The organism is Streptomyces sp. B6B3 (genome assembly GCF_039871525.1).
In the GTDB taxonomy this organism is placed as follows: domain Bacteria; phylum Actinomycetota; class Actinomycetes; order Streptomycetales; family Streptomycetaceae; genus Streptomyces.
The window spans coordinates 72,914-94,656 of record NZ_JBDPLU010000012.1; the positions used below are offsets into that span (position 1 = coordinate 72,914).

The window sequence follows — 21,743 nt, forward strand, 5'->3', positions numbered from 1 at the left end:
AGGACGCGGCGATGACGTCGGGGTCGCGCTGGGCGGCGATGTGTTGCTACCCCTGGTAGGGGCGATGAGGACCGGCGTCCGGGCTGACCGGACGCCCCAGCCGGCGTTGTTGCTACCCCTGGTAGGGGCGATGAGGACGCCGCCCGCAAGTCCGGCCACCAGGACCGCCTGGTGTTGCTACCCCTGGTAGGGGCGATGAGGACTCCGGGCGTTGCTGGCGGAGCGGTTCGGGATGCGGTTGTTGCTACCCCTGGTAGGGGCGATGAGGACCATCCGGCACGGCCTGGCGATGTTCATCCGCAACCCGTTGCTACCCCTGGTAGGGGCGATGAGGACTGGGCCAAGGCGAACGGGATGCAGACCTGGGCCTACGTGTTGCTACCCCTGGTAGGGGCGATGAGGACATCCACAATCCAGCTATACACGCCCGGGTCGCGGCGTTGCTACCCCTGGTAGGGGCGATGAGGACCTGTCCGGCTCCCCTCACGGCTCGCCCCCAGCCGCGGGTTGCTACCCCTGGTAGGGGCGATGAGGACCGGCAAGACTCCAGTGAAAGGACAGCCACACATCCTGTTGCTACCCCTGGTAGGGGCGATGAGGACCACCACCATAACCAGTGCCCGGTTCAGCAGATCAACGTTGCTACCCCTGGTAGGGGCGATGAGGACTGGAAGATCGTCGGGGCGGCCGTCACCGTCGGCGTCCCGTTGCTACCCCTGGTAGGGGCGATGAGGACCCGCCCGGCGCCGGGGCAAGGCCATCGGCGGCGTCAGGTTGCTACCCCTGGTAGGGGCGATGAGGACTCTCAGCGCCCGCAGAAGCGCCCCGAACCCCCTCCCGGTTGCTACCCCTGGTAGGGGCGATGAGGACCGGTTCCTGCCCAGCGGCACGCCCCGCCGCCAGACGTGTTGCTACCCCTGGTAGGGGCGATGAGGACCCGGGAGCTGGCACAGCATCTTCATCACGTCGTCGAAGTTGCTACCCCTGGTAGGGGCGATGAGGACGGCCGGGCCCGTCGTCGGTGGGCGGCAGCATCACGTTGCTACCCCTGGTAGGGGCGATGAGGACCTGCTCGCGCACACGGGCGCGGCCGGGCTCGTCTTGTTGCTACCCCTGGTAGGGGCGATGAGGACCCGCGCGCTCCACATGCCCAGTCACCTTGTCACCGTGGTTGCTACCCCTGGTAGGGGCGATGAGGACCCCACGGTAAAGGCGCAGGTGGCCGCCAAAGTTGGTCGGGCGCCTGAGCGGGGTTTTGCAGCGGACCGTCGGTCGTGTCGTTGAGGCCGGGGTGTTGCTGAAATCTGGGGCCGCGGGTGGGGCTCAGAGAACGTCGGTCGGGGCCGGCTCGGTGGCACCCCACTCGTGGCGGACGGGCGTGGCGCCTGGCGGGAAGGTGTAGACGAGGACGTTGTCGTAGGTGAGGTCGAGGACGGCTTCGACGCTGGTCTTGAAGCGGCGGAGTTGGGCGTCGGTGAGTTGGCCTTCGAAGACGCTGCGTTGGACGTGGTGAAGGTACTTGCGGCAGGTGCGCAGGATCTTGGAGTTGCGTTCGGCGGCGGTGTCGTAGACGACGATGACGTGCATGGGCGGCTACCACCAGATGCGGAAGGGCTTGTACGGGGCGCCTTCCAGGCAGCGGCGGGTGAGCGCCAGGGCGTCGAGGTAGAGGAGTTCGTCGTAGGCGACCGGGCGGCCGAGGGCGCGGTGGGAGACAGCGACGGCGAATTCGTCGCGGACCGTTTGGACGACAAGCTTGCGGCCGGCGTCGCTGAGCATGGCGTGGTTGGTGTCCTGGTCGAAGTGGTGGTGCTTGAGCTGCTTGCGGTTGGCCATGCGCAGCAGGATGCGCTCCGCGAAGAGCGGCTTGAACATCTCGGCCAGGTCCAGGACCAGGGAGTGGCGTTGGCGTTCGAGGCTGCTGTGGAGGAAGGCGATGCCGCTGTGGAGAGGAGTGAGCCGCACCGCGGTGAGGACGCGCGCGTAGGTGATGCCGTTGACGTAGCTGACGAAGGCGTTGCCGGCGTTGCGGGGAGGGCGACGGCTGCGGCCGTTGAGCTGGAGCCAGTCGGGGAGCTTGGTGTCGATGACCTCCCAGGCGGAGCGTCGGAAGGTGCCTTCGGCGCCCATCAGATGGGAAGGCGTTGTGACTTCCTGGATGGTCGACTGGAGCGTGGCGTAGGGGCTGGCGAGCAGCTGGCGGTCGATGACGCGGCGGACGTTGAAGGCGCAGGCGTTCACGATGCTGCGCGCGATGTCCATGCTGGCTAACGGGTTCTGGGCGAGGGCCGCCTGGGCCAGGACGGTGGATCCGGAGGTGCTGATGTCGGACGTGAGTAGGGATCCGGCGTAGTCACCGTAGTAGCTCAGCAGGTGGACGCTGTTGCGGTGGCGGTTCAGCAGGGAGACGACGGCCGTGTTGATGTCGGTCTCGGCGCAGGCGACGATGTCCCGCACGTCGGTGACGGGGATGTGGACCTTGTCGCCGGTCTCGCGTTCGATGACCAGGGATTCGTCCTTGCGGCGGATCCGGCAGGGACTGGTGAGCCAGTAGGTGCGGGCGGCGGCGGGCATGTCATTCCGTCCAGCAGTAGTCGGTGAAGCTGCATCCTCGGCACCGGCTGCGGGGCAGGCGGTCCGGTGAGGCGGGGGCCGAGGCGACGGCGAGCACCTGGGCGATGTCGGTCTCGGCCTGAGCCGCGGCCTCGGCGGTGTACGGAAAACGCTGGGTGCGGCGCGTCGCGGGGTAGTGGAGGATCGCTCCCTCGACGTCGATGCCGAAGCGGTGCAGCTGGTGGCAGTAGTGGTAGGCCTGTGCCCGGTCGGCGTCGCCGGGGCGCGCGGATGACTTGACCTCGTGCACCCAGCGCTCGCCGTCGATGAAGTCGAGACGGGCCGCTCCCAGGTCCACGGGACTGTGTCGGGAGTAGGAGGTGTCGTGGACCGCCTCGCCGAGTTGCACGGTGGAGCTGAGGTGCTCGGGACGGATGCCGCGGAGGTAGAGCCACAGCTGACGGTGGCAGTGATGGAGGTACTTGATGTGGACGCCGCCGACGTCCTCGTAGGAGATCACAGCACTGCCCCCCGCTGGTACGCGCTGGCCGGGGCGTTGCGTACGGCTTGCAGGCCGAGCGTCTCGTCATAGTCGCCGTCGATGACCCGGACGCGGAGGTTCTTCTCCCACTGGGTGAGCCTGCCGCCCCAGTGCGGCAGCGGGACCAGGTACTGCTCGGACAGCAGGCGGCTGGCGCCTTTGTCGTCCCCCGTGTCCAGAGCCTCCTTGTACGCCTCGAGGTCCTGGAGGAGAACGGCCTCCGTGCCCTCGAACATGGCGTCGAACTCCTCGGCGAGTGAGGAGCGGTCGTCGAAGGGCTGGCGGAAGGTGAGAAAGCCGCGGTCGAAGCGTTCGCGGTGCCCTTCGACGTCCTTTCGCCACTGCTGGCCCCAGTCGGTCTTCTCGTAGATCTCGTCGAGCCAGGTGGTGGCGGTGCGCTCGTCAACGATGTGCCCGTCGTGCTGGGTGAGTTTCTTCCACGCGTATTCGGTGGGCTCGGCCGGGTAGATGCCGTCCGCCCACAGGGTGTCTGCGCTGCCTCGGCGCTTCGTGTAGGTGGGCTGGTGGACGACGACCGGTGCGGGAGGGCGATGGGCGTAGCGGTTGACGCGGCCGAAACGTTGCAGGAGCGCCTCAAGGTCTGCCGCCGAGGTGTGACACAGGTCGAAGTCCAGGTCCAACGAGACCTCGACGGCCTGGGTGCCCACCAGTAGTCCGGGGAGGCGGCGTTCGGCGTCCTTGCCGAAGCGCCCCTGGATACCGCGCTCGATGGTGTCGCGGTCCATCCGGCGGAAGCGGGAGTGCAACAGGAACGCCGACCCTGGACCGTGCAGGTCGGCGCAGCGGCGAGCAAGCGGCTCGTAGAGGTCGATCGCGTCGCGGACGTTGTTGGCCACGACAAGGACGGAACGGCCGGCGGCGAGCTGGGTCTCGATCTCGTGGAGGGAGGCCGGGTCGGTCAGGTGGGCCTCGCGGGTGCTCAGGCGGTGGCGGGCCGGAGGGGGCGTCCCCGTCGGTGGCTCCACCTCGGCGACGGGCCCAGTGCCTTTCAGTGCGTTGCGGACCAACGTCTTCAGCGTGGTGGGGAAGGTCGCGGACATGACGGCCACCCGGCCGCCGAGCTCCGCCCAGAAGCGCATCATCGCGAGGATCATGCCGAGGCGGTGGGCATCGTAGGCGTGGAGCTCGTCCAGGACCAGAACGGAGTTCGCGCTGTCGGCGAGGACGCTGGAGTGGACGGGCCCGGCGAGGGCACCGCGGAGAAGCTGATACGGGGTGCCGACGCGGAGCAGTTCGCGGAAGTTCTTGGTGGCCTTCGCCCGGGAGCGGGCCTTTGCTGCTGCCTTCACGGACCGGTCGGCGTCGGCCACGAGGCCCTCGTCGGAGCATTCGTCGGCGAGGGAGCGGTCCAGGTGGAAGGAGGCAGCGTGGGCGTGGGCGACGCCGATGTCATCGGGAGCCCGCAGCTCCTTGCCGAGGCGCTTCACCATCGCGTTGATGCTCGCGAGGTAGGGGAGGAGATAAAAGAGACGGGGCGTCCCGCCTGTGGTGCGTGACAGTTCGGCGATCTGCCTGGTTGCCCAGAGCAGGGCGCCCTCCGTCTTTCCGCTGCCGGTCCAGGAGCGGAGCAGGAGGTGACCGTTGGTCTCGGCCGCGTTCGTTTGCTGGGGGCGGAGCGCGTGACCGTCGGCGGCGAGTCGTTGGGCAAGCTCGGTCGGGTAGTCGGGTGTCAGCGGGTGGCGGCTGTGCAGGGACGCCTGGGCGGAGGAGAGGTGGTCGGCCATGGTGACGACGCCCTGGAGCAGCACCGCCGTGCGGCCGTCCGGGTCATTCGGCCGCAGCATCTTGTTCCAGCGATCGTGAAGGTCCTGGAACAGCCGGTGGGCGGCGGCGACGAGGCCCTCAACGCTGGTGTCGGATCGGTCGTCGCACGGCAGGTCGGAGCGTCGCGCGGTCTCATGCAGCCACATCAGGAGGTCGCTGAGGGCTGCTTGGTCGGCGGGGGTGAATCTGGCGTGGAAGTGCGTGGGCTCGTCGGCTCCGTAGAGGTTGAAGATGGGCGTCTTGGCAGAGGGCTCGGGCCCGCACGTAAAGGGGCGGTGGTGCGCGGCGACGGCACTGGCGACCCACAGGCGGCCCTCGGCCGGCAGCCTCGCCAGCAGCAGCTCGACGAAGCCGAGCGAGAGGACCTCGTGACGCTCGCCCCAGGGGGTGCTCGGCTCGTCGGTGTTGCCGATCATCCGCTGGAAGCCCGCCGGTATCTTGCCGGTGTCGTGCAGCAGAGCTGCCAGGGCGGCCCAGGTCCAGAACTCCGCCGGCACCCCGGGAATGGCACCGATCCTCGATCGGATGCTCCGCAGGGCGCGCAGCGTGTTCAGCAGATGGCTGGTGAGCAGCTCACCGGCCTCGCCCCTCTTCGGGGAGCCCTTCGCCCGCAGGTCGTTCATGAGTTGGTCCTTGCTCCTCCGGCTGGAATGGCCAACTGGTGTGGGTGGACGGAAGGGAGCAGCGCGACAGCCTGGCCGCTGTCGGTGGACCATCCCGTGTCGATGAGCGCCGGCGAGCCCGAGGCGGCGTAGCAGTAGCCGTCCCACCTGACCCGTTCTCGGTCCAGTGACACGGCGGTCGTCAGACGCATCGGCGTGCCTGTGGCGCCCGGGACGTTGTCAGGAACGATGGCCCGTCCCTGGGTGCCCGGCGACTGCTGCAGGGTCACCAGGCGGGTGACGACCGAGACGAGGTCCTGGCTGCGCCCCAGTTTCAGCGGCCAGACGGGTCGGCGCAGGGCCTTCTGCCACAGGTCGAGGTCGTCCAGGAGCCAGACCCGGAGCGTGACGCGCGCGAGGAACTCGCGGTCCTTGATCGTGGTGTTCGTGGGCGTGCCGGGGTCGCCGAGGGGGTGGTACGTCTCGAGGTCCACCCCCGTACCGGCGGCGTGGAAGGTCGCGGCGAAGCGGGTGTGCGTCGGGACGTGATCCCATCCGCCCGCGGCGGCCGCGAGCATGCCACCGACGGTGGAGGGCGGCGGGCAGGGCAGTCCGACCTGCATGCCGGCGTAGAGCGGGTTGCGGAAGCTGACCACGGGGGCCGTGACGGTCAGCTCCAGTGCCTGAGTCATGACGTCTTACCTCACGGCTGACATGGGCGATGGCGGGTGGTGGAGCGGTGGCTCCCCGGGCGGGGCGATGAAACGGCCGGCGGCGGCGACTACGCAGCTCGGTCGTCGAACCAGTCATCGTGCGTGCCGGCCTCGAACTCGTCGGCGAGGGTGTTCAGAATCGTTCGCGGGTGATTCAGGATCAGCTTTTTCTCGGCGATGAGGTCGTCGAGGTCGGCCTTCGCCTTCTCGCGCTGGCTGCCCAGGAATCCGGGGGCCCAGCCGATGCGCACGGGACCATCCAGCTCACCCGCCCACGCCTTGATCTCTTCGCGCAGCACCTCGGCGTCGAAGTAGGTCGCGCGCTGCCGCTCGCGCACCACCCGGGTGAACGGGTTGGTGCCGCCGAAGATGGGCGCCAGGATGACCAGCCCGGGGGTCCGGTCTCCGTAGTGCGCCGACCACTTGGCCCCGCCCTTGACCATCGCCATGGTGCGCAGCAGCACCGCCACCCGACGACGTCGTTCCGTGACCGCGAGGCGAACGCACTCCACACCGCGCAGGGTGACCTTGCTGCCGCCGTCCTTGACGAGTGACTCGGCGAGGGGCGTCGGCAACGCGGGCTTGGTGGTCTTCCCGCCGATCTCGAACGTTCCGACGCGGGGCAGATCCAGCAGCAGGTCACCGGCGAGGTCCGCGGTGTACATCTGGTGCTCGTGGATCACCGGATGCGTACCGGGCTCGAAGTCCCGGCTCATGGTGCCGAAGTCCATCTGGGGTTCGTTGGGCACGACGGCGACCAGCGTGCCGGTGGCCAGCACGGTGTCCCGCATGAAGGTGCCCGACTCCGTCCGCTTGCCGTCCTCGGTGCCGGCCTTTACGGCGATCATGTAGCCGAACAGGTCGTCGTCCAGGTACAGGTCCGGGCGGCCGTGGGTGTACGCCTGCTGCTTCTTGCCCTCCCCGCTGCGGATCACGGGCGAGGTCGCCTCGGCCGCCGGCAGGCTGTCCCGGAGCCACCGCCGGCTCGCCTGCGCGGACACGTAGGGGTATGTCTCCCCGCGGCCCACCCTGAACTGCTTGACCATGCCGCGGTTGTCCTCACCGCGTCCGTTGTTCGGTGCCCCGGCCTTGATCTCCAGGACGCTCTGACCCACCAGGAACGTCATCGCGTTGCTTCCTCCTCGTTGTCGGCCCCTGCCGCCTGCGCAGCTTCTTCGACTTCCTGCATCTCTTCCTTCGAGCCCTTGGGCTCCCAGCCGGCGGTGCCCAGCGCCTCGATCACGGCGAACACCAGCAGCCGACGCCACGACCAGGACCGGTCGTCCTCAAACAGCAGTCGGTAGTCCTGGACCGGCAGTAGCGTCGGCGTGGCTCCCTCCGGACGCGGGTACAGCAGCCAGTCCACCGACTTGGTGCGGAACCAACCGTGGAGGTTGCCGCCCTTGCTGTTGGCGCGGATGAAGTCCCGAAACGGGCCGGGACGGTCGTCCTTGCTCAGGAGCCCCGCGACGCGCTGCGCCAGAGCCTTGATGCGTTCGACGTCCTTGTCATCCATGGTCAGCACCTCTCGGCAGTAGGACACGATGAGTGGGCTCAGCAGGTGTATCTCGGACGGCAGGCGGACCGTCGCCGAGATCTGCGTCAGCAGGTGACCGACGGCGAAGTCCAGCACCTGGGACGGTCGGGCGAACGCCCGCTTGGCCAGGAACGCCTCGCCCGGCACCTGCTTCGTGCCCTGTGTGGCCACCAGCGCCTTGTAGCCGGCCTGGGCGTCGCCGGATCTTCTGGTGGACCGGAGCCACTCGGCGACGGGCTGCCCGAGTTCCTGGGTGGCGAGCGACTGCTCCTTGTTCGAATTCGACAGCACCATCAACTCAACGGGGGCGGTGATGCGACGGCCGTATGCCCGTACGGCGTGGAGTACCGCCAGCTCACGTGCGTACGGACCCGGCTTCACCCCCTTGGGCATGGCGAGCGAGGCCGCGCGCTCGGTCCTGTCCACGGCCTGCCCGGTGGTCTCGGCGAGGAAGTCGTCGTCCCAGGAGTGGATGAGGACGGCACGACCACCCGACAACGTTGAGCCGTAGGGGAACGCCCACAGGCAGGCCACGCACGGATAACACAAGGGGGTGCCCTGGTGGCCGCGGGCCGTGGTGTTGCGGTGGGCGACGCTGGCGCCCAGGGGAATGTCCACCTTGCCGAACCAGGTGTACGCCTCCCGGCCGCAGTAGGCGCACGGTGCGTCCAACCGGTCCTCGGGTCCGGGCGCGGCGCGCCACTCGCGGATCGCATCCTCTCGCTGCTGATGTGACTGCTTACCTCGATTGGTCGGATTGATCTTCGAGTTCGGCCAGAGCATGTAGCTGGCGCCGAGCCAAAAACCACCCGGATCAGCAGCTTTGATGACCTTGCGAGTGGCCACAAGATCGTTCGTCATGCGCTCCACGACGAACGTGAAGGCCGCCGGAGTCAGCTGCTCGGGATGCTCGACCTCGGCCATAGCCGCCAGCGCGAACGCTCCGACGCGTTGCAGCGGGCTCGGTGTCAGGACCACCGACCACTCCGTCTGCCGCGTGTCAGTCATCGTGGGCGCTCCTTCCTTCGGAGGGATGGTGGGAGCGGAACGCGGGGGCGGTTGCGCATCTAAGGGGGCGTTGTCAGGCACCGATCCACCCCATGCCGGCGGCGTTCGCCTGGCCGAGGCCCCACGAGTGCACGGCCGAGAGCGTCTCCGGCGGACCGGACAGCGTCACCTCGACGCAGGCGCCCGGCTTCTTGCCCCCTGGCCCGTTGGCCGCAGCCACGGCGAACGACCTCTTCGGGCCGACCCAGCTGACCGCTTCGAGCATGATGCCGGCGTCCAGGCCCAGCGTCTCCGCCTTCCGGCGCAGGTTCCCCTGCACATACACATCCCACCCGGGCTCGCCCGGAAGGCACCACGCCTGGTGCTGAACCCGTTGGCCGGCGTCATCCCTGCCGGACGACTTCATGACCACGGGAGTCACCGTCCGGAACGACGCGCGTCCGGAAGAGAAGTTCGGAGCCTCGAGGACCTGCACCTGGTCGACGAAGAGGGCGGTCGCGCCCCATCCGATCACCGGAGTGGCACTCAGCGCGGCGGCCCACCCTTCGACGACCGCGGGCATCGGGCTCCCCAACTCGACGACGCCCGGCCCGTGCGTCCCGTACACCCCGCGGCGTCGCCTCGCCTGCGGGAAGACCGGAGCGCTGTAGCCGAACGGCACCATGCCGTGCGGCCCCCAACCGTCCCGGTGCAGCCGCGCCCCCAGGTCCGCAGCTCCGCGTTCCAGCAGGCCATAGCAGAACCCTCGACCGGGAGCGAGCACGTCGTCCCACTCCAGCTTCCGTGCCTTCGTATGCACAGCGATACGTAACCGCACGTCCCACCCCACCCTGATCCCGAACCCCGCCCGGGCAGCGGTCACCGCTCCCAGGCCCGTTGTCAGTGGCCCCTGGCACAGTGACGAAACGAAGCCCACGACGTGCGTGGGCACTCCGTCGTCCTGACGCAGGGTCCCTGACGAGGGACTGAAAGTAGCACCACTGGGCCTATCAAAACAATCGAACAGCCATTAAGTAGCAAGGACCATCCCTAGGTGGGCAAGGCGGTCACTTGCGACTTTCGCCTATCCTCAAGTCGTCATCGCCCCGCCGAGGCTGCAGCGTCAGCTGTCTGGGGTGGCAACTTGCTGCTTGACGGCTGAGGATCGCCTCGAATTCAGCATCATCGCCCCTACGAGGGGAACAACAACCCGTCGCCGCGTTTGGGGGGAGAAGCTGGCCACCCGTTCCGATCCGCCGCTTCGGCACACATTGAAGCGAGCCCCTACGTGCCGACGCTCTGCACTTTCAGCGACACACCAGCGCCGCCAGCACAACCGACGATCCGCTGCAAAACGCCGCCGGAACTCCCCGCCGAGACAAGCTGCCACCTGCGCCTTTACCGTGGGGCCCCTACCAGGGGTGGCAACCCGTCGCCTCCGCCGTTGCCGATGACGGCGGCGGGGTGTACTCATCGCCCCTACCAGGGGTGGCAACATCCACAGCGCGGTGATCGCGAGGAACACGATCCCGCGTCCTCATCGCCCCTACCAGGGGTACCAACAGCGCGAGGTCGGAGTATGCGGCGAGACGGCCGGTGGTCCTCATCGCCCCTCTGAGGAGTACCAACTCGCGCACCGCGAGGAACTCATCCAGCAGGCCGCGGGCCGCCATCGCCCCTTTGAGGGGAACCAACGAGTGAGGATGGGAGATCTTCCGCGGGCCCCTGCGGCCTCGCTGGTGTTCATCGTTCCTCGTTCGTCCGTCGGGCGGCTGAGAGGCGGTAGTTGGCGCCGGTGATGTCGGAGGCTTTGTGGAAGGTCTCCGGTGCGGCGGGCGCCGGCCATGCCAGGATCAGATAGTCCTCGACCGGTTCGTCGGTGACCAGGTCGTACAGGGTGTCCCGGCCTCGGGCGTGGACGCGGACGCGGTAGGTGCCTGGGCCTGCACAGGTGAGGGGTGGCAGGTCAGGCACCGTGCCGTCAACGGGTGACGCCACGCGCAGAGCACCCGTGGTCGACTCGACGGAGATATCCATCATCTCCTCCCACGAAGCCAGGTCCACGGCGGACGGAGGAGCGGAGCGCGGCGCGACGGACACGGAGACGGGGCCGTTGGCGACTCCCGTCAGGATGGCCGCCGCGCCGGGCTCGTCAGCTCCGATCAGACCGTTGCTCCCCTGGGGTAGATGGCCAGGATGTATGTCGGGGTCGATCAGCCAGAAGGTGGCATGGTCGACTTCGACTTCTACCCAGGCGTCACTGTGCTCGGGGGAGGGATGTGTCATGGAGTCACTCTGCCGGTTTTTCAGGTGTTCCCCTGGCCACGTTGAGGATGCGGTTCCACACGGGTCGGGATGATCTGTAGCCCTCGGGGGTGAGTTTCTGCAACTTCTGGATCAACTCCGAGTTGGTGGCCTCCGGGTGGTTCGTTAGCACCTCGATGGCGAGGTTGAGGCGGGGGTCGTTGGCGTAGGGGTGGGCGCCGCTGGGGGTGCCGGGGCGGCGGCCGGCGTGTTGGCCGGGGTGGCTGCGGTGGTTGTCGGCGAAGTCCCAGATGCGGTGGAGCTTCCACTGGGGGCGTCGGCGTCCGCTGGGGAGGTCGATCCAGGTGTCGGGGTGGGGGAAGTTCGAGGGCGGGTCCTTGAGCCAGTGGCTGATGGTGGTGGTGTCGGTGTGTCCGCAGGCGCGGGCGAAGTCGGCAGGACCTCCGAGGTCGTCGGGGTTACCGGTTCGGACGGTGGCCGTTCGGCGCTGGGCGCGGTGGTTCTCGTACCAGCGGGTCCAGGTGGTGACGTTCCAGCGGGGGCGTGGTGGTCCGGGGCGGCCGGTGAGGAAGTCGGTCGGGTCGGGGTGTCCGTTGCTGGCCCGTTGGGCCCAGAGACGTTCCAGGGTGGAGACGCTCACGTTGTGCAGGGTGGCGAGTTCGCTGCGGGTGGCCAGTTGGACCTCTGAGGCGTCAGCGCCCACGGCTCTCCTCTGTCGCGGCTTCGCACGTCGTTGATGCTGCCGGTCGAGAGGGCCGGCGGTGCGGGTCCGAAAGTAGCCGACGAGAGTGAGCGGGAGGTGGGAGGTCGGCGCCTGTGTGCTCCGACTGGGCGACGAGGAGGCGGGGGTTGGCGTGGTCGCCCGTACGATGAGGGTTCCTACTGTTTCGGTATTGCTCCTCGGTGAAGGGGGCGCTGGAAGTAGGTCGGTGGTCGGCCGGTTGCCCACTTGTGTCGACTGCCAGCAGCGTGCCCGCCGCCGGGTTTCCGGTGGCGGGCACGTGTGCGATGAAGCGAAGGGCTGCGGCTAGCCCTCGTTTTCGCGCTGGTGGGGGATTGCTCTTGGTTCGGAGGGCGCGCCGCCGGTCTGGCTCTCTTCGCGGGGGCGGGGGATGAGCGGGATGGCGCGCTCGGTCCAGTCGTTGCTTTCGTCGTCTTGGCGGTGGGAGTCCTGCATCATTCGTGCTCCTCGGTGAAGGGGTTGGAAGCGGCGGTTGCCCTCGCCGCTTCGGTGGGTCGGTCAGTTCGTCAGGCGGGGCGGGTGGTCTGACGTGTCTGGGCTTGCTTACGGATCGCCTGGCCGAGCAGGCGCATGATGTTCTGGGCCACGTCGAGGGGCACGGATTTCATGTCGAGGTGTACGGGGGCGTCGGGCCCGAACACCTCGAGGTGGCCTTCTCCTCCGTAGCCGGCGAAGGTCAGGCCACTCGCGTTCGGCCACTCGCTCACGTCCGCGCCGTTCGGCAGGTGCACGGTCAGCCGCTCGATGAGTGCGGCGCGGGCCCGCTGGCGCTTGTCGCGTTGGGCGCTGGCGACCCGCATTTCCGCGATCCGCTTGAGGTAGGGCGGCATGAATCGCCGGGTGATTTCCCTGGCCAGCACGGCGGGCCCTCGGTTGGCTCGGACGGTGATCCGCGGGGCAGGGTTGGCCAGCTGTGTGTCCTCGTCCACGGGCGGGTACCTGCCGGTCACCACCACGCGGCCCGCGTCTTGCCAGTGGGGGGAGACGACGATGCGAGGGCCGGCGGGGTGGGTCAGTACGGACCACCAGGTGACCCCGGCGTAGTCGGTCTCGCAGGTGACGGCCCAGTCGGTGCCGAGCTTCTCGGCGGTTTGGCGGCTCAGTTGTTCGAAGTCTGTGCGTTGCATCTGGTGCTGCTCTCATGGTGGAGGGGGACTGGACGGCCCGGTTCGGGGGCGGTGGTCGGGGTTGCCCTCCCGGCCACCGCCTGAGCCGCCTTCAGTGATTGGATTGGGGGAAGAAGGCGTTTGTTCAGCGGCTCTCGGCTCTACCAGGCCTGGATCTCGCGGGCGAATGCCTTGATGATGGCGATCTCCGAAGAGGCTCCGAGAACGACGTCGCCCCACCGACTCAGTTCTCCGGGAAGATCCGCCGGGTGCTGGTACAGCAGTGCCCAGTCGTCTGTGTTTCTCTGGCAGTGGAGGAAAACGTCCTCGGGGACGGCGTTCTCTACCCAGACGGCCCATTCTCCGAATGCGGTACGGACGGTGTGAGCGGAGTACCCCGCGATGACGAGGTATGCCTCGATTCTGCGCGACTTTGCGTGCTGTTCCTTGAGGTCGGCCTGTGACCAGTGCTTTTGCCGGGCGGCTGCCGCGGCTTCATGGCTGGCCGGTGATTTGGGAAGGACACCCGCAGGCAGTGTTCCGTCGGCGACAAGTGCTGTCTCGCCGGATGTCGTGGACGTGTAGACGGTCTGGTTGGGTGCGAGTTCCTGTGGGTCAAAGCTTTCTTCCAGCGAGGTCCACAAGATTTCGCCGGTGGTGGGGTCGCTGGTGATGACGATGTACTCGTCAATGGCGAGTTGATCCGCTGCCATAGAAATGGCTCCTGGTGAAGGGGGCTGGTGGATGGCGTTCTTCGGTGAGCGTCCGGAGAACTTGGCGATCGAGTCGGGGTTGCCCTCCCGACTGGGATGAACACCTTTATTGGACCATGTTTTGCGATGCGATGTCGTGCACCCCGCGTGCGCCGAAAGGGTGAACTTCGCTGAGCGGCGACAGGACGCACTCAGGGCCGATGTCGGGTGATGGTCGTCAGAACTGCGCGGACAACGGGTCTCGCACCGCAAGGTCACCTGCCTCGCGGCGTTCGTGCTTCCGTCACCCTGTGCAGGGTTGAGCTATCGCCGCTCCCACTACCTCCAGGAGGTGGTGCGTCGCCCGGCCTGCCCGCAGCCTGGTCGTTAGGTCTCGAGGAGGAGTTGCTTCCACGTCCCGTCGTCCAGCGCGGTCATCAGCATGTGCTTGAGCTCGCCGCGTACTTTCCTGGTGAACCTGTCGGGGTCGAGATCCGCCGCCCCGGGGTAGGTGCCGAACGGGGCCAGGGCGCGGCGCACGGCGGCGTACTGGCGCGGGTGGCGCTCGGCGATGTGCTGTCGTACTCGTTGTTCGATGTCGCTCCAGGGCTGGGCGGCTCGTTGTTCGGCTGCCTGGGCATCGCGGATGAGGCGCTGTACGAGGTGACGCCACTCGGCCATCCGCTGTTCGACGCCGCGGTAGAAGCGGCGGGCGCGGATGATCCGGTAGACGTCCGGGGCGGCCATCACCGACAGCTCGTGGTAGTCGAGCGGTGCGAGCATGAGGTTGCGGTCGTCGACGCGGGCGGTGGGGGTGGTCTTGTCGGCGAGTTCCTGGAGCGCGGCCATCCAGTCGTTCAGCATCGCGGGGTGGCGTAGGGCGGTGATCCGCTGGTTCTGCGTGCAGACGTCGTCGGATACGCGTGCGCGGAAGGCCCGGTCGCTCAGGTCCAGGAGGTCGTCGACGGCCGGTGGGCGGGGTGCGTGCAGGAGCCCGTTCTCGGCGGCTTGTTCGATGACCTCCACCCCGTCGGCCACGTCGTTGCCCCAGCCGGGTGGGTGGGCGGGGAGCCCGGCCTGGGCCAGGAGTGTGCGGCGCAGCGTGTTGGCTTCCTCGCGGTGGTGGTTGCGCAGCCAGCGGAGCGCCACCAGATCCGCGCGGTATTGCCGGCGCCGTTCGAGCTCCGTCACGGTCAGGTACTGGTGGCGGCGTTTGTGCAGAGTACGGGCCTCGCACAGCGCGGCTCGTACGCACCTGAGTCGGTGATCGGTGACGTCCAGGCGCGGGTCGTGGGTGTAGGTCATGCGCTCGACGGCCGTTTCCAGGTCGCCGGCGGCGCAGTTGAGGGCGTCCAGCCAGTCCTCGCACCATTCCGACGAGCGCAGGCCGGCGGCCACGGAGGGCCGGGTCCGGCCTTCGGCGTCGGCGATGGCGGTGGTGACCAGGACGTGGAAGTCGGCCTGCCAGAGCGGCTTGAGGTCCCAGGACGGCATACGGGCCACCTGGGCCAGGGACAACGGCTGCCTTCGGTTCGTACCGGTCATCGGACTCGCTCAGCAGTCGGCCGGGACATCAGGCGGACCTGATGCTGGGGCGAGCGGGGACCGGGACGAGCCACTGAGGTGGGTGACCCGGATCGGTGCGCTGAGCAGGGCAGGAGGGCGGCACGAGCCGGCAGGGCCCGTGGCTTGGCCGCCGCCCTCAGGGGAGCAGCGGGAGTCGAGGCGCCGGCTTCGAGACGTGACCAGCGGGCCGGCGGCCGGTCTTCCCCCGACCGGAGGGTGCGGGAAGGACGTCTCCGGGTGCTGGACGGGCTGACGCGGCTGGCTCTCGTCGCTCCGCCGCAGGCACTCCAGTACCCGGCGGAGCGTCTCCAGTCCGTTGTCGAACTCCGGATCCTCCGCGCCTGGGGTGCTCAATGGCCGGCCCCACTCCGCCCGCCAGGACTGCCTTTTCACGCGTACGCAGTACGGCGCGCAGGCGAACAGCTCATAGGTGGTGGGGGCGAAGCCCTCCCTGGCGGGCGGCAGGGTGACCACCCCCAGCCGTAGCCAGGAGACACCCAGGTGCCGACCGCAGCGCACGCAGTCGATGCCCGTCTGCTGCCGCGGAGTCAACGACATAAGGTTCGGCAGTACCTTCCGGGCGCTCGGGTGGTGCTTGATCTGGGCCACCACCGTCATCACCGCGTGTCCGCCCGGGTTGCCCGAGGGAGGCGGTGGTCGGTGTCCAACGGTGCCGCGCGCCTGCGGCCTACCGCTTGGTGGCCACTCATGGAGTCGCCTCCTGTGCCGGCGCGGGACAGGTGTGCTCGGCCTGCTCGGCGTCGCTGAGCAACAGGCCGCAGGCGCATTGCTCCCGATGGGGGATCGGGTTGCGGATGTGGTCCGGCGTCCCTTCCGGCCAGTCGATCGGCTCAGGCACGGCTCCTCCCCTCCCGTTCGTCGGGTCGCTTCGGCCTGTGACTGGTCGAGCCCGGCAGCGTGGCGCCCGGGATGGTCGCGCCGTCGCGCGAGGTCCTGGACGAGGGGGTGCGCGTCGGCTGGTGCGGTAACGACATGGGTGGGTGCCTCCCTGCCTCGGCTTCGTGGTGTGGGGGTAGGTCACCAGGTATCGGCACCCTGAAGAAGGCTGATCTGTGTCTGAACGGTGTCTGAACGTAACCGTCGGAGGATTCGTGGGCCGGGGTGTCTGAACGGTGTCTGAAGAGCGGTCGTGGCCCTCCCGTCGGGGCTTCCGGCGGGGGAGGGTGACGTGGTGTCAGGGCTACCGTGGAAGGCGAGGGGCGGTGGAGGGAGCGCACGATGCCACAGCACCAGCCCGCGTTGATGACGCATCCGTTGACCTACGCCCGGCTTCAGCAGGGCTGGAGCTATCGCGGAGCGGCCCGCAAGCTCGCCGAGGCGGCGTCGGCGCTGGGGATCAACCAGGCGCGGGGCGGGTCGGACAAGTTCTGGCGGTGGGAGAAGGAGGGCGTCACGCCCGATGCCGACTCCCAGCGGGCTCTCGCGCACGCGCTGGGTGTGCCCGCGAAGCGGGTGGCCCTGTTGCCGTGGCCGCGCTGGCTGCCGGGCGCAGAGGACGCGTTCGGCGCGCAGGCATGGACGATCGCCGGCTGTTTGGCGGCCCTGGAGGAGGTTGAGGACGCGGTGGTCGATCGACGTGGTTTCCTGACGCTCAGCAGCGTCGCGTTGGCCGGGGTGGCCTCCGGCTGGGCGAGCGTGGAGCCCGAACGCGCGGTGGCCGCCGCGCAGGGCGGGCACCTGGACGACGAGACGGTCACCTGGGTCGAGGAGCGCATCCCGGGGCTGCGGCGGATGGACGACCGGCTCAGCGGGCAGAGCGTGCTCCGGCTGGTCGTGGCGGACCTGCACATGATCAGCGAGCTGCTGAGCCACTCCTCCTACCCCGATGTCCTGGGGCGGCGGCTGTATGCCGTGGCCGGGGAACTGGGGCAACTGGCCGGGTGGATCGCCTTCGACCTGGGCCAGCACGCGGCCGCCCAGCGCTACTACACCGCCGGCCTGCACGCCGCGCACGCCGCCGACGACCGGCAGCTGGGCGCGAACATCCTGGCCGGGATGAGTTTCCAGTGCGCCCTGGCCGGCTCACCCCATGACGGCATCGCTCTCGCCCAGACCGCACAGGACCAGGCCCGCGACGCCCGCCCCCGCGTGCGCGCGCTGCTGGCCAGCCGCACCGCCCGAGCCGCCGCCCGCGCCCATGACACCACCACCTGCATGAGTGCGTTGAACGAGGCCGACCGGCTGCTGGACGCCGCCGACGCGACCCACCCGGCCGAGGACCCGGCCTGGATCTACTACTTCGACCGCGCGGAACTCCACGCACAGGCCGGCGCCTGCTTCAGCGACCTCGACCAGCCGAAGGACGCCGAACCCCTCCTCGCCCAAGCCCTCGACACCCAGGACCGCTCCTACGTCCGCGACCGCACCATCTACCTCATCCGCGCCGCCCGCACCCACCTCCAGGCCGGCCACCTGGACGCCGCCTGCGACCTCGCCGGACAGGCAGCAACCCTGGCCCACCGCTCCTACTCACCCCGCAGCACCACCAGCGTCACCGACTTCCGCGCCTCGCTCACCCCGTGGAACGACAGCCCGCACGTGACGGCGCTCGACGAGCACCTGACCGCCCTGGCATGACGAACGACCCGAACAGCTCCCGCGTCGCCCTGGTCACCGGCGCCAACCGCGGCCTGGGCACCGAAATCGCCCGCCAACTCCTCACCCGCGGCTTCCACGTCTGGGTCACCGCCCGCCACCTGCCCGACGCCCAAGCCACCGCCGGCGCCCTCGGACCGCATGCCCGTCCGCTCCAGCTGGACGTCAGCTCCCCCACCAGCATCACCACCGCCATCGACCACGCCATCGGAGCACTGGGCCGCATCGACGTACTGATCAACAACGCCGGCATCACCGACGGCCTTCAACCCGCCACCGGCCCCGACTTCGCCCTCGCCGCCGCCACCCTGGAGACGAACGTGCTCGGCGCCTGGCGCACCGCCACCGCCGTCATCCCCCACATGGTCGCCGCCGGCTACGGCCGCATCGTCAACATCTCCAGCAACCTCGGCTCCCTCCACCACATGACCGACGCCGCCGGCGAACCCGCCTACCGCGTCTCCAAAGCCGCCCTCAACGCCCTCACCCGCCTCCTGGCCGCCGAACTGGCCGGCACCGGCGTCCTGGTCAACGCCGCCTCTCCCGGCTGGACCCGCACCGACATGGGCGGCGCTCACGCCCCTCGCGACGTCGAGGAAGGCGCCGACACCCCCGTCTGGCTCGCCACCCTCCCCGAAACCGCCCACACCACCGGCCAGCTCTTCTACGACCGCGAGCCGCTGACCTGGTGAACGACCAGGCTGACGGCCCGCCAAGCGAACTCTCCGCACCGAAGCAGCGGACATGAGCGAGGCGTACCGATCGGGTGGCCTTCGGGGTGCGGTGCCTCACGGCTTGCTGACCCGACGGCTGTCCCACTCCGGGCCCGTTGGAGCACAGCGACAACGACTATTCGAACTTCGACGGCCTTACGCTGGTCGGCATGGCCGTCGGACAAGTTGCACAGACTCGTAGTCAAGAAGTGGCAAAGTAGCCACAGCGTCGCAAATCAGTAAGTGTCCGCTCCGCGCTCGTGGAGGTGTCCCGTTGCCTGAAGCGGGCATTGATCCTGGATGCGGTGCCGGACAACGTCGTCCGGCTCAGTGGCCGCTGACTCAGCCAGTGCCGTTACCGCTGGCCTGAAGATGAGGGCCAGCAGACGCTGATGCTCCGCCTCGCTCATCGCAGTGGCGTCGGGATCCCAAAAGTATTCCCAGTCGGTGTCCTGGCCGCCGCCAATGGTCTTGCTTACCTTCCAGGCGCCCTTGCTGTTGTGGTTGCTGCCCGTCTCGTTGGCCATACGACCTGAACCTAGTGTCCTCGCTGCCCCTTTCGCACCTGCCTCGGCAGGCGTCGGGACAAGCCCATCAGCGGGGCGAGGCGGTGTCGGCGGCCGGGTGTCCAGCGCAGGTCTTCCACGCGGTGGTACAGGCTGTTACCGAGATCGAGCAGGTTTTCGACATGGATGTGGTCGGCTCGAACCTCGATGAGCTGGAACGTGCGGTCGTTGTCCACCGTGCTGCCCGGCGGGGTTCGTGTGCGATCGGGTTCGGCGGTCCACCGGTCGGTGATGGTGCGGGCGACCTTCGGAGCGCCCACCCGTGGGCCGGCACTGCATCGCATCGACGTGCTGATCAACAACGCCGGCACCACCGATGGGCCCCAACCCGCCACCGATTTCGACTCCACCGTCGAGACGAACGTGCTCGGGGTGCTCGCGGAGGTGTCCCGGCCATCGCGGCGTTCCGCTCAGCCCGCCGGGAGTCCGTGCCGCGCTCGTGGAGGTGGCGACAGAGCTCGTTGGAAGGGCTCCCCAGAACGTGTGACGTGGGCACGATGTGGCCAAGGAAGAGGGCGAGGGGGCCGGCGCCGAGCGTCTCCCTCGTCGACCGGTTGGCGGAAAGCTCCAGCCAACTGTGTACACGACCGGGACCAGACGAGTAGCGAAGACCCTTCCACCACCCCTAACCTCTGACGCAACAACTGATCCACGCAGAGTAGCGCTTGGGGGTGCGGCCGGGGTGGGTCTGGTGATGGTGGGGGCGGCGGTCTACTGCGTGCTGCAGTTGGCGGTGGTGGCCTGGCCGGTGCGGGCGACCCGCCTCTCGACGGTGCTGCTGGCGTTCGTCGTCGGCGTGTACGGCTCCGGCGTGCTGGTGCTGCTGTTCTCCCTCGGCTGGTGGCGGATCGCGGTGGAGGCCGGCGGCGTCCCGGAGGAGGTCACCGATTCCCTGTCGCGCAGCGTGGCGCCGGTGGCCGAGGAGGTGGCCAAGGCCGTGCCGTTGTTGCTGGCCGCCTGCTTCCTCAGCGTGCGTCGGCGGCAGTGGGGTCTGGCGGACTGGGTGGTCCTGGGTGCGGCGGTCGGGTCGGGCTTCGGGCTGTTGGAGACGCTGCTGAACAACCCGCCGGACCCGAACTCGTTGACCTCCATGCCGGACGGCGGCTGGATGGGGCAGGCCGGTCTGAGTCTGAACGCGGCCTACTACCCGTCGGTGGAGGAGGTGCTGTTCTCCTGGCTGCCTTCCTCTACCGGTGTGGTGGAGATCGGCCTGAGCTGGGACGGCACGATCGGGACCGTGCGGCACGTGCCGTGGGGCGTGCTGGACGGGCTGGCGGTCGGGCTGCTGGTGCGGTCTCGTGGGTGGCGCCGGGCGTTGGCCGTGGCGCCGCTGGGGGCGGCGATCTGGCACCACTGGGCGGTCAACAACGGCTACGACGCCGTCGGCTGGGCCGACGACCTGCTGGTCCCGACGGCGATGGCGAGCCTGCTGGGCGCGGTGGTCGTGGACTGGCGAGCGTTGCGGTGGGGCAAGGCCACCGTCCCCGGTGTCCTGCTGGCCGGCGAACGTCCCGGCCGCGCCGGTGCGCTGATCGGTGCCGGTAACTGCCACCTGCCGTACACGGCGCTGGGCGTGTCCCGCTTCGTGCGTGCCCGCCGGGGCCTGCTGTACGCCGCCGCGCGTACCCGCACCGAGGACCTACATCGCATCGAACCGCTGCGCCAGGCCGTCGGTCAGACCGCCGCGCTGCTCGACCACGCCCATGAGTACGGCCGCTGGGACCCCGCCCGCATCCGCGCCGCCCGCCGAGCCGCCCGGCGCCGCCGCTGGCCCCTCCTGGCGATACCCCTGCTGCTGGCGCTGCCGGCCCTGCTCTACCTCGCCGCCGGGAACTTCCCCTCCACCCACGCCCTGGGGGAGTGGTTCACCCGCTCACCCGGTACCTGGGTCCTGTTCGGCTGCGCCGCCGCGTCGCTGGCCTTCACCCTCGTCGTGCTCGTCCTCCTCGTCCGTGCTTGGCGTCCCACCCGCGCCCAGCCGCTCGGCGAACCTGTCGCCGCGCTCGGCTTCCGTATCCTCACTGGCGCCGGCGGGGTGATCGCGGGCGGCTGGCTGCTGTACATACGCCTGGTCGGCACCCCCCTCGACGCCGAGATCGTCGACACGGACCGCGCCTCACTCATCGCCGCCCTGGACAACTTCCTCTTCTATCTCGGGCTGGCCCTCTTCGCTGTCGGTCTCTTCGCGCTCTGCCCGCCGGGGGCCCTCGCCTTCGCCGGTATCACAGGCGGTGCCGCCACCGGCGGCGCCGTCCTCAGCGCGACGGCCATCAACGCCTCCCTGGCCGCAGGTGTCCTCGGCGTGGGCACAGCCATCGCCTACAACGAGGTAAGCGAGGGAGGTGGTGGACCCAGCTCAGGGAGTTCATCAACTGGAGGACGCAAGGGTAGGATCGACGAATCCGAGAAGAGGTTCAATCCGGAAGAGCGTGAGATCGCCGACCTTCTGGCATCAGAAGGAAGAAGCGTTAAGGCGCTGAAGGAATCGACAACCCCGGGCGTTCGGACGCCAGATGCCCTGGTTGACGGTGTGCGAACTGAATTCAAAACGCTCAGTCCCAACGCCGGCCAGAACGCGATCAATAACAACCTCAACAAGGCCAAGCATCAAGCGCGTGAGGCGATCATCAACGCGAGTAGGAGTGACCTGACCGAAGCCCAGGCGCGCCAGGGTCTGGAAAGGTTCCTGCGGAACAACGTTGGTCGGATGGACTCGATCAGGATCATAGGTCGTGATTACAACATCATCTGGCCGTAGA

Annotated in this window: 19 protein-coding genes and 1 CRISPR repeat array (1 of these 20 cut by a window edge); of the genes, 3 read left to right on the forward strand and 16 right to left on the reverse strand. The window is 68.8% G+C overall.

From position 1 onward, the window contains the following. Positions 1-1,200: a CRISPR direct-repeat array (repeat unit 30 nt; unit sequence GTTGCTACCCCTGGTAGGGGCGATGAGGAC) (it extends 563 nt beyond the left edge of the window). Positions 1,201-1,323: 123 nt separating this feature from the next. The 14 genes from cas2 to ABGB06_RS23765 all read right to left on the reverse strand — a co-directional run bounded on the left by cas2 (position 1,324) and on the right by ABGB06_RS23765 (position 15,948). After that, a complete protein-coding gene (gene cas2, locus ABGB06_RS23700; protein ID WP_347592651.1) occupies positions 1,324-1,587 on the reverse strand; it encodes a CRISPR-associated endonuclease Cas2 in 264 nt (87 codons plus the stop codon). Between the two features lie 6 nt (positions 1,588-1,593). After that, entirely contained in the window at positions 1,594-2,574 is a 981-nt protein-coding gene (cas1, locus tag ABGB06_RS23705; RefSeq protein ID WP_347592653.1) for a CRISPR-associated endonuclease Cas1, read from the reverse strand. 1 nt (position 2,575) lies between these two features. Next, positions 2,576-3,073 (reverse strand): CRISPR-associated protein Cas4, encoded by a 498-nt coding sequence (locus ABGB06_RS23710; protein WP_347592655.1) that lies wholly within the window; start codon positions 3,071-3,073, stop codon positions 2,576-2,578. Beyond that, positions 3,070-5,502 carry a CRISPR-associated helicase Cas3' gene (cas3, locus tag ABGB06_RS23715; protein ID WP_347592657.1) on the reverse strand — a complete coding sequence of 811 codons (2,433 nt, stop codon included), beginning with the start codon at positions 5,500-5,502 and terminating at the stop codon, positions 3,070-3,072. Before cas3 ends, ABGB06_RS23710 begins: the two co-directional genes overlap by 4 nt. Further along, a complete protein-coding gene (gene cas5, locus ABGB06_RS23720; RefSeq protein ID WP_347592659.1) occupies positions 5,499-6,173 on the reverse strand; it encodes a CRISPR-associated protein Cas5 in 675 nt (224 codons plus the stop codon). Before cas5 ends, cas3 begins: the two co-directional genes overlap by 4 nt. An 89-nt stretch (positions 6,174-6,262) precedes the next feature. Further along, a complete protein-coding gene (cas7i, locus tag ABGB06_RS23725) occupies positions 6,263-7,321 on the reverse strand; it encodes a type I-B CRISPR-associated protein Cas7/Cst2/DevR (RefSeq protein WP_347592661.1) in 1,059 nt (352 codons plus the stop codon). Beyond that, complete coding sequence (locus ABGB06_RS23730; RefSeq protein ID WP_347592663.1) at positions 7,318-8,739, reverse strand: hypothetical protein; 1,422 nt, start codon at positions 8,737-8,739, stop codon at positions 7,318-7,320. Before ABGB06_RS23730 ends, cas7i begins: the two co-directional genes overlap by 4 nt. 73 nt (positions 8,740-8,812) lie before the next feature. Next, positions 8,813-9,670 (reverse strand): CRISPR-associated endoribonuclease Cas6, encoded by an 858-nt coding sequence (locus ABGB06_RS23735; protein WP_347592665.1) that lies wholly within the window; start codon positions 9,668-9,670, stop codon positions 8,813-8,815. Positions 9,671-10,461: 791 nt separating this feature from the next. After that, positions 10,462-11,004 (reverse strand): hypothetical protein, encoded by a 543-nt coding sequence (locus ABGB06_RS23740; protein WP_347592667.1) that lies wholly within the window; start codon positions 11,002-11,004, stop codon positions 10,462-10,464. A 4-nt stretch (positions 11,005-11,008) separates the two neighbouring features. Next, positions 11,009-11,686: a hypothetical protein gene (locus ABGB06_RS23745; RefSeq protein WP_347592669.1), complete on the reverse strand. Its 678-nt coding sequence runs from the start codon at positions 11,684-11,686 to the stop codon at positions 11,009-11,011. Positions 11,687-12,231: 545 nt separating this feature from the next. Beyond that, on the reverse strand, positions 12,232-12,852 hold the full coding sequence (locus ABGB06_RS23750) for a hypothetical protein (RefSeq protein ID WP_347592671.1): 621 nt from the start codon (positions 12,850-12,852) through the stop codon (positions 12,232-12,234). A 140-nt stretch (positions 12,853-12,992) separates the two neighbouring features. Further along, positions 12,993-13,544, reverse strand: coding sequence for a hypothetical protein (locus ABGB06_RS23755; protein WP_347592673.1), 552 nt, complete (start codon positions 13,542-13,544; stop codon positions 12,993-12,995). 366 nt (positions 13,545-13,910) lie between these two features. Continuing rightward, positions 13,911-15,068: a hypothetical protein gene (locus ABGB06_RS23760; protein ID WP_347592675.1), complete on the reverse strand. Its 1,158-nt coding sequence runs from the start codon at positions 15,066-15,068 to the stop codon at positions 13,911-13,913. 727 nt (positions 15,069-15,795) lie between these two features. After that, a complete protein-coding gene (locus ABGB06_RS23765) occupies positions 15,796-15,948 on the reverse strand; it encodes a hypothetical protein (protein WP_347592677.1) in 153 nt (50 codons plus the stop codon). Between the two features lie 380 nt (positions 15,949-16,328). Here ABGB06_RS23765 and ABGB06_RS23770 point away from each other — a divergent pair, with 380 nt between their 5' ends. Together ABGB06_RS23770 and ABGB06_RS23775 are read left to right on the forward strand one after the other, a co-directional pair. Continuing rightward, positions 16,329-17,687: a hypothetical protein gene (locus tag ABGB06_RS23770; RefSeq protein ID WP_347592679.1), complete on the forward strand. Its 1,359-nt coding sequence runs from the start codon at positions 16,329-16,331 to the stop codon at positions 17,685-17,687. After that, positions 17,684-18,397, forward strand: coding sequence for an SDR family oxidoreductase (locus tag ABGB06_RS23775; RefSeq protein WP_347592681.1), 714 nt, complete (start codon positions 17,684-17,686; stop codon positions 18,395-18,397). Before ABGB06_RS23770 ends, ABGB06_RS23775 begins: the two co-directional genes overlap by 4 nt. 257 nt (positions 18,398-18,654) lie before the next feature. Here ABGB06_RS23775 and ABGB06_RS23780 read toward each other — a convergent pair whose 3' ends face one another. Both ABGB06_RS23780 and ABGB06_RS23785 read right to left on the reverse strand, forming a co-directional pair. Further along, the gene (locus ABGB06_RS23780) at positions 18,655-18,945 is read right to left on the reverse strand and encodes a hypothetical protein (protein ID WP_347592683.1); all 291 of its coding nucleotides are present in this window, start codon (positions 18,943-18,945) and stop codon (positions 18,655-18,657) included. A gap of 11 nt (positions 18,946-18,956) precedes the next feature. Further along, positions 18,957-19,286 carry a hypothetical protein gene (locus ABGB06_RS23785; protein ID WP_347592685.1) on the reverse strand — a complete coding sequence of 110 codons (330 nt, stop codon included), beginning with the start codon at positions 19,284-19,286 and terminating at the stop codon, positions 18,957-18,959. A 380-nt stretch (positions 19,287-19,666) separates the two neighbouring features. Between ABGB06_RS23785 and ABGB06_RS23790 the strand changes: the two genes are divergently transcribed. Beyond that, the gene (locus ABGB06_RS23790; RefSeq protein ID WP_347592687.1) at positions 19,667-21,742 is read left to right on the forward strand and encodes a PrsW family glutamic-type intramembrane protease; all 2,076 of its coding nucleotides are present in this window, start codon (positions 19,667-19,669) and stop codon (positions 21,740-21,742) included. Position 21,743: the final 1 nt, after the last annotated feature.